We start from the raw sequence: 10,577 nt of genomic DNA on the forward strand, positions 1-10,577 counted from the left end.
TTCTCAACGTATTTGCAGGAAGCCTTTCCCCTTTGCTCAGAATCCCTTCAGATTCCTTCTGAGTCCCCTCATAATTTAATCTACGGTTTGAAGGGACCGATACAAAAGAGAACCTGCGCTTTTGACAGCTCATCAGGATGTCCGTTTCGGCCCCTTCCCTCGGAATGGGAAAGAGATCCCTTTAGCGGCGATCTTTCAAGACTTTATATGGGGAAGAGGGAGTTTTGATTGTAAATTGCAACTTATCGCAATCCTTCAGGCCTTTGAGGAAATGCTGCAATCAGGCCTAAAACCAAAAAGAACCTGGTATGCAGCTTTTGGATGCGATGAAGAGGTAAATGGAGGAACCAGGGGAGCTAATCTGATCGACAGCCATTTGGGAAAATGGGATTGCACTTCTCCCTTGTACTGGATGAGGGAGGGGCTGTAGCCGAGCGATACATCAGTGGAGTCACCCGTCCCATTGCAGTAGTGGGAGTAGCAGAGAAAGGATATATGGGATACTGAACTTTCTTGCAGGAAGGAAGCCGGCATTCCTCGACACCAACCTTCCCAACATCCCTTGGAAAGATATCCAAGGCAATCAGCAGGATAGAAGCAAAACGACATAAGGCAGTCTTTACCCAACCTGTCAAAAAGATGCTCGAGAACATCGGGAAGGAATCACCTTTCTTTTCTCTTTCCTCTTTTGAATCTTTGGCTTACCAAGCCACTACTCACCCGGATATTTTCAAAAGCCCCTACCCTCAATGCGGTAATGAGAACAACCAGCGTTCCCCACCGTAATCAAGGCAAGTGACAAGAACAATGTAATAGCCTTGGAAACCACTGCCACGGTAAATTCAAGACTGCTCTCTACGGACAATGAGAAAAATATGGTTGAATGGATCAAGAAGACAATCAAGGATAAGGATATCGCAATCAAGGTTACCCGTTATGACGAACCTTCAAAAGAATCACCTATCTCTGGAGAAGCTTTTGAGACAGTGAAAGAAACAATCAAGAAAATCTTTCCCGAGGCGATCGTAACGTCCTACTTGATGCTGGAGCCACCGATGCGAGGAAAATACCAGGAGCTCTCTTCCAATGTCTACCGTTTCACGCCTGCGCAGATGGATAAAACCGAAATAGCCAGGATGCATGGACCAAATGAACGAATGAGTACAGAAAACATTTCCAAGGCGGTGCAGTTCTTCACTGAATTATTGAATCAATGGTAAGAAACTGACAAGGGCCCTGCATCCTATGCAAGGCCCGTTGCTGTACAAGAGAGGCATTGCCTCTTCGTTAGTTGTTTTTGATTTTCACTTTCAATTTTCTTAGGTTGCTCCACTTCCTGCTTTGGAAGGGTAACCTTCAAGATACCATCGGCAAATTCACCTTCGATACCTTCTCATTGACATCCTCTGGAAGCGAGAACGAGCGCTCGAAGCTTTGGAAACAGCGTTCCTTTACCAGGGACTTTCGACCTTCCTTCTCTTCCTTGCAAGTTTGCTTGGAGGAACTGATACGAAGGACATGCTTTTCCACATGCACGTTCACATCCTCCTGCTTGTACCCAGGAAGCTCAGCTTCAAGGATATAGGAATCATCCTTTCTCAGTAATTGTCTACCGGTGGAACTCTGGAGCTGGTAATGCCCCAATCACCAAAAAGTTGTCAAACAAGGAATTGAAACCTGAAACCATTGGATAATTGTTGTCGTTCTTTACAAGATATTTCATAGTAACACCTCCATGTGTTCATTGTAATATAGGGTTCTCGGCCTTTCGGCTTACGTAGATATATATGCATTATGCGTGCCAATTTTATTCAGAGTGTTTTATATACCATGTAATTCATTATATTGATTAGAATAATAACAATTTCCTCATTCGCTGAAAATCTATATTTTTATATGGGTTTGTCCTTTTTGGGTCAAAGAGGCCTGACCTTTACCATATCACTGTACAACTGGGTCATTTTGATCCATGCAGATGCTGGTCACTGTTATTTGCGGTCGAAACTTACCCAAAAGGGTAAAACCAATCTGCAAGTCCCTTCCACGAGAATAAAAAACCGACGGCCTTCAGCAAGTCGTCGGTGGAGTCTTAAAATCAACAGGCTTATACCCTACAAGCTATCGCTCATGGTCGCAACCATTATGGCTTTGATCGTATGCATCCTGTTTTCTGCTTCGTCAAACACGACGGAATGAGTGCTGCGGAACACTTCGTCAGTGACCTCAAGTTCCTTCAAACCATATTGTTCGTTGATTTGCTTTGCCACTGTGGTATTCAAATCGTGGAAGGAAGGAAGACAATGCTCAAACAGTACCTTTTCATTGCCGGAAGCTTTCAAAAGATCCATGGTTACCTGATAGTCCTATGAGCAAGGCAATCCGCTTGGCAGTCTGATCTTCCTCTCCCATCGACACCCAGATATCGGTATAAATGATATCGGCACCCTTGACGGCCTCATAGGGGTCAGTCGTAACTGACAGTACACTGCCACTTTCTTTTGCAATGGGTTTGAGTTCTGCCATCAAGGCCTCACTGGGAAAGAGTTCCAAAGGAGCTCCGATGCAATAATCCATGCCAACCTGGCAGCCCCGATCATGAGGGCATTGGAAACGTTGTTTCCGGCCATCACCGATATAAGCCATTTTCATCTCTTGCAGAGGCTTTCTGGTATGTTCCATGGCAGTAAGGAAATCAGCAAGTACCTGGGTAGGATGATCATCATCAGTCAAACCATTCCACACGGGAACCCCACTGAAGGATGCAATATCCTTTACCAGTTGCATGGAAAAACCACGGTATTCAATACCATCGTACATTCGACCCAATACCTTTGCGGTATCTTCGATTGATTCTTTCTTACCCATCTGGCTATTGGTCAAAAAGGTCACATGGGCACCTTCATCAAAAGCGGCAACTTCAAAAGAACAACGGGTACGGGTTGAGGTTTTGTCAAAAATGAGGACAATGTTCTTTCCTTCGAGCAACTGCCCATCGACTTTTTGAGAATGGTCGAGTTTTTTCTTCTTGGCCTTCAATTCCTTTGCAAGGTCAAGCAAATACAAGATCTCATCGCCTGAATAGTCCTTGAGGGTCAGAAAACTGCGTCCCTTGAGACTTATCTGTGATTCCATACGTTCCTCCATTGTTCTTGAGTAGATAGATATTACATAAATATACAATATTTGTCAAGTTTTTCTGTAATTTTATGCATATTTTGCCTATGTTTTGTATATTGATTCAAAAAAAATAAACCTCCCCGAAATACTTTTCGGAGAGGTAATATGGATCCAAGGAAAAGTTCTATTTATCTACCAAGACAACTTCACCATTCTTATAATGCGAAGCAACATAATCCTTGACCTTCTGGCCCCTGAGAGCCTTTACCAGGGCAACCACTCTTGGATCATTCTGGTTACCTTCCTTGACAGCCACTACATTTACATAGGGGCTATCGGCACCCTCGACGAACAAACCATCACGAGTGGCGATCAATCCTGCCGGGATTGCATAGTTACCATTGATGATGGCACCATCGACATCCTGAAGTACCCTGGGAAGTGAAGCCGGTTCTATTTCATGGAACTTCAAGCCTTTCGGATTCTTGGCAATATCGAGAGGAGTTGCCTCAAGACCCGCAGAAGCTTCAAGAGTTAGCAAACCTGCGCTTTGCAGCAACAAGAGTGCACGACCTTCATTCGTAGGATCATTGGGAATGGCAATTGTAGCTCCGTCAGGAAGTTCTGCAACGCTCTTGTACTTTTTGGAATACAAGGCAAATGGTTCTACATGGATGCCGCCGGCACTTGCCAGGTGATAACCACGTTCCTTGTTGAAGGATTCAAGATACGGAATGTGCTGGAAAAAGTTGGCATCGAGCTCACCGGATTCCAAAGCCTCATTCGGTGTAACATAATCGGTGAATTCCTTTATCTTAAGGGTAATTCCCTGGGCGGCAAGATCATCCACCACCAAATTGAGAAAGGCCGCATGAGGCTCAGGAGTTGCCCCGACGGTAAGGATCTTTGATGCGGTCTGCTCTTTTGCCCCTGCAGCAAAGGAAACGGAAATACTTAACAGAAGGACTAGTAAAATAGCCGATATTTTTTTCATATACATCTCCACCTATTGAAATTGATTATATAAAGCCCCTTTTCCTGGGACAAGAGTCTGACAGGAAGGGAAACAGAGAAAAATTTAACGTTTTGCCAAAAGTCTGGCGCTGATCTTGTTGCCTATTACCTGGATGATCTCTACGAGAACCAGGATAATAACGACAGCAACAAACATCACATCACCCCTGAAACGCTGATATCCATACCTGATGGCCAAATCACCCAAGCCACCACCACCGATGGCCCCGGCCATGGCCGAATAACCAATAAGGTTGATAATGGTCAAGGTAACTCCGCTGACCAAGGAGGGCATGGCTTCAGGAAGCAGTACTTTCCAGACTATTTGCCAATTTGTGGATCCCATAGCACGGGCGGCCTGAACGACCCCCGGATCCACCTCCTTTAATGCAGACTCGATCACTCGAGCTACAAATGGCGCTGCTGCAATGGACAACGGAACGATAGTAGCGGCTGTACCGATACTGGTTCCTATCAATAAACGTGAGAGCGGAAAAAGCAAAATCATGAGAATGATAAAAGGAAAAGATCTCAGTACATTGACGATTCTGCCCAAGACATTATTCAAGACAGGATGTGGAATGATCCCTCCCTGCTCTTCACTTGAGGTTATGGAAAGGAGTATCCCAAGAGGAAGTCCAAGCAACAAGGAAAAAACCGTCGAAAAGAAAACCATGCTGAGGGTCTGCAATGTCGATTGACTTACGAGAATCCATAGTTTGCTCATAATTGATCCTCCTCTACGATGACATTCTCTGACCGTAAGGCATCCAGGGCTTTCTGCTGGGTCTCTGCATCACCACTTATATCGACTATCATAGTACCAATTTCCTCATTCCCGACTTTTTGGACTCCACCTGCACGGATATTGAACTCTACGCCCAGATCACGGGAAATCTTGCTGAGTATTGGCTGATCGGTGGAATCCCCACGAAAGCGTAGGGTATAAGCACCTTTTTTCTTGGACCATTGGACCATTTTCTCATTTTCTTTTTCTGACTCGTCGACACCAATGAGATGGGTAAGGAAATCTTTTGTTACTTCACTTGCAGGATGGGCAAAGATATCGGTGACTTTTCCTTGTTCCACCACTTTTCCATCCGTTATGACGGCAACCTGGTCACAAGCATCCCTGACTACTTCCATTTGATGGGTTATCATTACTACAGTCAATGCCATCTTTTTTTGTATTTCCTTGATCAAGGCAAGAATGGAATGTGTGGTCTGGGGATCAAGGGCACTGGTAGCCTCATCACAAAACAGGATATCTGGCTTGCAAGCAAGTGCCCGTGCTATAGCCACTCTCTGTTTCTGACCACCACTAAGCGTGCTGATAGGGGCATGTTCCTTCCCTTCCAAGGATACCAAAGCCAGCAGTTCTTGCACCCGATTATGGATAGCCTCACTGTCCATCCCAGTAATTTCCATAGGATAGGCAATATTCTCGGCAGCATTACGTGATGAAAAGAGATTGAAATTTTGGAAAATCATGCCTATTCGGCGTCTTCTTTGGATCAACTCTGGCTTGGGAAGATTATCTACACGTACTTCATCATAATAGACTTCACCTGCATCGGGATATTCAAGCAGGCTGATAAGCCTGACCAAGGTTGATTTCCCTGCTCCGCTTCGTCCAATGATTCCAAAAACCGTATTGGAAGGAATGGTGAGGCTAATGCCATCGACCGCATGCAGAGTTCCATAGGATCTTTTTAGTTCTTTCAATACTATCTGCATAGAAATTCCTTTCAAAAGTTAATTGCATTCATCATAGTAAAAAGGAATAGCTTGGACAAGTGCAGAATGGCGAAAAGCCAGGAAAGCCTATGATTCCCCTTGGTATCAAAGGATATTGGTAAGGAATAAGATTGCCTAAAGACGACAAAAGCGCACCAATGGTGCGCTCCTGTACTATATAGAACCTATCTCCGAAAAGAGATAAAAGGGCAAAGAAAAGGCCCGGCGACTACCTACTCTCCCACGGACGAACCGTAGTACCATCGGCGTGAGAGTGCTTGACTTCCGTGTTCGGGATGGGAACGGGTATATCCACTCTGCTATGGTCACCGGGCCAGCCAACACTTTGTAACCCGAACCATAGGTTCGGATGACCAGACTTGGCTTCCACGAAAGAAACTGAAAAAAGATCTATATCAATCACATCCCCTGTTGGGGACGGAAAGGGCAAAGAAAAGGCCCGGCGGCTACCTACTCTCCCACGGACGAACCGTAGTACCATCGGCGTGAGAGTGCTTGACTTCCGTGTTCGGGATGGGAACGGGTATATCCACTCTGCTATGGCCACCGGGCCAGCCAACACCTGGGAGCCCGAACAACTCGTTGTGTTCGGACGACCGGCCTTGGCTCTGGGCCTCGGGACTGGAACGATGATATGGTCAAGCCTCACGGATGATTAGTACCGGTCGGCTGAACGCATTGCTGCGCTTACACCTCCGGCCTATCGAACAGGTCATCTCCCTGTTTCCTTCAGCCCGCATCGAGTGCGGGGGGGATGTCTCATCTTGGGGAGGGCTTCCCGCTTAGATGCTTTCAGCGGTTATCCCTTCCGAACGTGGCTACCCAGCGGATGCCGTTGGCACGACAACTGGTACACCAGAGGTTCGTCCACTTCGGTCCTCTCGTACTAAAAGCAGAACCCCTCAGACATCCAACGCCCATGGCAGATAGGGACCGAACTGTCTCACGACGTTCTGAACCCAGCTCGCGTACCGCTTTAATTGGCGAACAGCCAAACCCTTGGGACCTGCTCCAGCCCCAGGATGCGATGAGCCGACATCGAGGTGCCAAACCTTGCCGTCGATATGAACTCTTGGGCAAGATCAGCCTGTTATCCCCGGAGTACCTTTTATCCGTTAAGTGACGGCGCTTCCACGCGCTACCGCCAGATCACTAAGACCTACTTTCGTACCTGCTCGGCTTGTTTGCCTCGCAGTCAAGCCACCTTGTGCCTTTACACTTGCCAGATGATTCCCAACCATCCTAAGGTGACCGTCGCGCGCCTCCGTTACTCTTTGGGAGGCGACCGCCCCAGTCAAACTTCCCGCCTGGCACTGTCCCCGGCCCGGATAACGGGTCGGGTTAGAAAATTGGAAAGGGAAGGGTGGTATTTCACCAGCGGCTCCGCACAGCCTGACGGCCATGCCTCGCGGCCTCCCACCTATCCTACACATCCCTGTCCAAGTCTCCATGCCAAGTTGAAGTAAAGGTTCACGGGGTCTTTCCGTCTAACCACGGGTACCAGGCATCTTCACCTGGACTTCAATTTCACCGGATTTCGCGTTGAGACAGCGCCCATATCGTTACACCATTCGTGCGGGTCGGAACTTACCCGACAAGGAATTTCGCTACCTTAGGACCGTTATAGTTACGGCCGCCGTTTACTGGGGCTTGGATTCGCTGCTTCGATTGCTCTGACAACTCCTCTTGACCTTCCAGCACCGGGCAGGTGTCAGTCCATATACTTCCCATTGCTGGTTCGCATGGACCTGTGTTTTTGGTAAACAGTCGCATGGGCCGTTTCACTGCAACCCCCTTGCGGGGGCCATACTTATCCCGAAGTTACGTATGCATTTTGCCGAGTTCCTTAACGCGAATTCTTCCGTGCGCCTGCGCATTCTCAGCTCGCCCACCTGTGTCGGTTTATAGTACGGGCCCCCAGAGCCTATCCTTAGAGACTGTTTCTCGGCACGACGACTACGCGCACTTCGACCTGCCTAGACAGGTCTCGCTCACGGCTCGCCTCGGCACCCGGATTTGCCTGGGTGCCTCATCGGCTCGCCGCTCCGGCAGGGACTACCGTCGCCCTGCTGCGTTTCGCCCTATGCGTCGTCCCAATCGGAACTCTGGGAGGTGCTGGGATGTTGACCAGCTTCCCATCGACTACGGCTCTCGCCCTCGCCTTAGGGGCCGACTAACCCTTGGGTAGATTACCTTTACCCTGGAAACCTTAGGCTTTCGGCGGACGGGGATCTCACCCGTCTTTTCGTTACTCATGCCTGCATTCTCACTTCCGTCCCGTCCACGGGGGCTTCCGCCCCCGCTTCTTCCGTACACGGAATGCTCTCCTACCGACAGCATCAAGTGCTGTCCCGCGGCTTCGGTGGCGTGCTTAGCCCCGTTAAATTATCGGCGCATGACTACTCGACCAGTGAGCTATTACGCACTCTTTGAAGGGGTTGCTGCTTCTGAGCCAACCTCCTGGCTGTCTGTGCAATCATACTTCCTTTCCCACTTGGCACGCCTTTGGGACCTTAGCCGGCGGTCTGGGCTGTTTCCCTCTTGACGATGGCCCTTATCAGTCACCGTCTGACTGCTGCATATTGTATCGCGGTATTCGGAGTTTGGTTAAGCTCGGTACCCAGTGACGGGCCCTCACCTATCCAGTGCTCTACCTCCGCGACAGTCCGTGCAACGCTAGCCCTAAAGCTATTTCGGAGAGTACCAGCTATTTCCAAGTTTGTTTAGTCTTTCGCTCCGAGCCACAGCTCATCCCAACCCTTTTCAGCGGATTTAGGTTCGGCCCTCCACAGGATTTCACTCCTGCTTCAGCCTGGCCATGGCTAGATCACTTGGCTTCGGGTCTACCGCACGCGACTGAACGCCCTGTTCAGACTCGGTTTCCCTGCGGCTCCGGGACTTCTATCCCTTAACCTTGCCGCATACGGTAACTCGCAGGCTCATTCTACAAAAGGCACGCCATCACCCCTTCGGGCTTTGACCGCTTGTAGGTCCACGGTTTCAGGTTCTCTTTCACTCCCCTCCCGGGGTCCTTTTCACCTTTCCCTCACGGTACTATGCGCTATCGGTAGCTGCCGAGTATTTAGCCTTGGAGGGTGGTCCCCCCAGATTCCGGCAGGATTTCTCGTGTCCCGCCGTACTCAGGTTGCGTGGCCATGCAGCCGAAAGGGTTTCGCGTACGGGGCTTTCACCCGCTCTGGCCGGCCTTCCCAGGACCGTTCCGCTACCCTTCCGGTTTTTGACTGCACGGGGCAAGCCCCCGCCACGCCCCTACAACCCCGCGCACCCGAAGGCACGCGGTTTGGGCTCCTCCCCGTTCGCTCGCCGCTACTGGGGGAATCTCGTTTGATTTCTACTCCCGCTGGTACTTAGATGGTTCACTCCCCAGCGTATACCGCGGACACGCTATTTTGTTCACGTGCCCGCGAATGTCATCAGGACATTCGGGTTACCCCATTCGGATACCCGCGGATCAAAGGGTATTGGCCCCTCCCCGCGGCTTTTCGCAGCTTATCGCGTCCTTCCTCGCCTGGCAGCTCCTAGGCATCCTCCGTGGACCCTAATTTCACTTGACCATATCATTCTTCCAATCCCTACGCTTGTCCTGTCAATAATCACCAATGCTCTGGAGGCAAGGGGATTCGAACCCCTGACCCTCGGCTTGCAAAGCCGATGCTCTAGCCAGCTGAGCTATGCCCCCGAATAAAAAAGGGCGGGGGAAGGAAGAGAAGATCTTCGACGGCGGCGCCCCTGGGGGGCGTCTTGTTCGCAGGACTCTCACCTGCTGGCCAACGGCCTTGGATTGCGGTCCGGGGCTGTGAGAGCCTCGGGCCTGCCTTTCTTGTCAGAAAGGAGGTGATCCAGCCGCACCTTCCGGTACGGCTACCTTGTTACGACTTCACCCCCCTCACCAGGCGTACCTTCGGAACCGCCCCCCCTTGCGGGTTGGGCTGGCGACTTCGGGTACCCCCGACTCGGATGGTGTGACGGGCGGTGTGTACAAGGCCCGGGAACGTATTCACCGCGCCATGCTGATGCGCGATTACTAGCGATTCCAACTTCATGGAGTCGAGTTGCAGACTCCAATCCGTACTGGGACCGGCTTTAAGCGATTCGCTCCGCCTCACGGCCTCGCTGCGCTCTGTACCGGCCATTGTAGCACGTGTGTGGCCCAGGGCATAAGGGCCATGATGACTTGACGTCGTCCCCACCTTCCTCCGGTTTGTCACCGGCAGTTCCGCCTGAGTCCCCACCTTTACGTGGTGGTAACAGGCAGCAGGGGTTGCGCTCGTTGCGGGACTTAACCCAACACTTCACAGCACGAGCTGACGACAGCCATGCAGCACCTGTATACCGGCTGCAAGCAGCTATGCCCTTTCAGGCATATTCCGGTATATGTCAAGCCCTGGTAAGGTTTCTCGCGTACCATCGAATTAAACCACATGCTCCACCGCTTGTGCGGGCCCCCGTCAATTCCTTTGAGTTTCACCCTTGCGAGCATACTCCCCAGGCGGTACACTTAATGCGTTAGCTTCGGTACCGAGGGTCAACCCCCCGCCACCTGGTGTACATCGTTTACTGTGCGGACTACCAGGGTATCTAAACCTGTTTGCTCCCCGCACCTTCGCGTCTCAGCGTCAATACATGGCCAGATGCCTGCCTTCGCCATTGGTGTTCTTCCAGATATC

General features: G+C 50.2%; 8 protein-coding genes, 1 tRNA gene, 4 rRNA genes and 1 pseudogene. 4 read left to right on the forward strand and 10 right to left on the reverse strand.

The features are described from left to right. Window positions 1-121: 121 nt before the first annotated feature. The 4 genes from ACHZBG_RS13865 to ACHZBG_RS13880 are packed head-to-tail and all read left to right on the forward strand — an operon-like array spanning window position 122 to window position 1,220. Window positions 122-430: a M20/M25/M40 family metallo-hydrolase gene (locus tag ACHZBG_RS13865; RefSeq protein WP_394699401.1), complete on the forward strand. Its 309-nt coding sequence runs from the start codon at window positions 122-124 to the stop codon at window positions 428-430. Beyond that, a complete protein-coding gene (locus tag ACHZBG_RS13870; protein ID WP_320130059.1) occupies window positions 385-507 on the forward strand; it encodes a hypothetical protein in 123 nt (40 codons plus the stop codon). Before ACHZBG_RS13865 ends, ACHZBG_RS13870 begins: the two co-directional genes overlap by 46 nt. Window positions 508-513: 6 nt before the next feature. Next, window positions 514-786 carry a hypothetical protein gene (locus ACHZBG_RS13875; RefSeq protein WP_320130060.1) on the forward strand — a complete coding sequence of 91 codons (273 nt, stop codon included), beginning with the start codon at window positions 514-516 and terminating at the stop codon, window positions 784-786. A 32-nt stretch (window positions 787-818) separates the two neighbouring features. After that, entirely contained in the window at window positions 819-1,220 is a 402-nt protein-coding gene (locus ACHZBG_RS13880) for a hypothetical protein (RefSeq protein ID WP_320130061.1), read from the forward strand. 136 nt (window positions 1,221-1,356) lie between these two features. On the opposite strand, the gene ACHZBG_RS13885 is transcribed toward ACHZBG_RS13880, so the two are convergent. The 10 genes and pseudogenes from ACHZBG_RS13885 to ACHZBG_RS13930 form a co-directional block, all read right to left on the reverse strand. Further along, window positions 1,357-1,542: an Hsp20/alpha crystallin family protein gene (locus ACHZBG_RS13885; RefSeq protein WP_320130062.1), complete on the reverse strand. Its 186-nt coding sequence runs from the start codon at window positions 1,540-1,542 to the stop codon at window positions 1,357-1,359. A 569-nt stretch (window positions 1,543-2,111) separates the two neighbouring features. Then, window positions 2,112-3,144: pseudogene (gene argF / locus ACHZBG_RS13890) on the reverse strand (ornithine carbamoyltransferase). Window positions 3,145-3,301: 157 nt separating this feature from the next. After that, complete coding sequence (locus ACHZBG_RS13895) at window positions 3,302-4,111, reverse strand: MetQ/NlpA family ABC transporter substrate-binding protein (protein WP_320130063.1); 810 nt, start codon at window positions 4,109-4,111, stop codon at window positions 3,302-3,304. Between the two features lie 84 nt (window positions 4,112-4,195). Then, complete coding sequence (locus tag ACHZBG_RS13900) at window positions 4,196-4,858, reverse strand: methionine ABC transporter permease (RefSeq protein ID WP_320130064.1); 663 nt, start codon at window positions 4,856-4,858, stop codon at window positions 4,196-4,198. Further along, the gene (locus ACHZBG_RS13905; RefSeq protein ID WP_320130065.1) at window positions 4,855-5,868 is read right to left on the reverse strand and encodes an ATP-binding cassette domain-containing protein; all 1,014 of its coding nucleotides are present in this window, start codon (window positions 5,866-5,868) and stop codon (window positions 4,855-4,857) included. Before ACHZBG_RS13905 ends, ACHZBG_RS13900 begins: the two co-directional genes overlap by 4 nt. Before the next feature lie 220 nt (window positions 5,869-6,088). Further along, window positions 6,089-6,202, reverse strand: a 5S ribosomal RNA gene (gene rrf, locus ACHZBG_RS13910). A 124-nt stretch (window positions 6,203-6,326) separates the two neighbouring features. Then, a 5S ribosomal RNA gene (gene rrf, locus ACHZBG_RS13915) occupies window positions 6,327-6,440 on the reverse strand. Window positions 6,441-6,523: 83 nt separating this feature from the next. Further along, window positions 6,524-9,464: ribosomal RNA gene (locus ACHZBG_RS13920) — 23S ribosomal RNA — on the reverse strand. 51 nt (window positions 9,465-9,515) lie between these two features. Next, window positions 9,516-9,589: transfer RNA gene (locus ACHZBG_RS13925), tRNA-Ala, on the reverse strand. Window positions 9,590-9,737: 148 nt separating this feature from the next. Continuing rightward, window positions 9,738-10,577 (reverse strand): 16S ribosomal RNA (locus tag ACHZBG_RS13930); the annotation flags it as partial.

The sequence above is a fragment of the uncultured Sphaerochaeta sp. genome (assembly GCF_963676625.2).
In the GTDB taxonomy this organism is placed as follows: Bacteria; Spirochaetota; Spirochaetia; order Sphaerochaetales; family Sphaerochaetaceae; genus Sphaerochaeta.

What these genes read in the sequence shown, in the direction of transcription:
- ACHZBG_RS13870 (WP_320130059.1), top strand. Translation starts at nt 385, where the DNA reads ATGGGATTGCACTTCTCCCTTGTACTGGATGAGGGAGGGGCTGTAGCC.
- ACHZBG_RS13895 (WP_320130063.1), bottom strand. Translation starts at nt 4,111, where the DNA reads ATGAAAAAAATATCGGCTATTTTACTAGTCCTTCTGTTAAGTATTTCC.
- ACHZBG_RS13900 (WP_320130064.1), bottom strand. Translation starts at nt 4,858, where the DNA reads ATGAGCAAACTATGGATTCTCGTAAGTCAATCGACATTGCAGACCCTC.
- ACHZBG_RS13905 (WP_320130065.1), bottom strand. Translation starts at nt 5,868, where the DNA reads ATGCAGATAGTATTGAAAGAACTAAAAAGATCCTATGGAACTCTGCAT.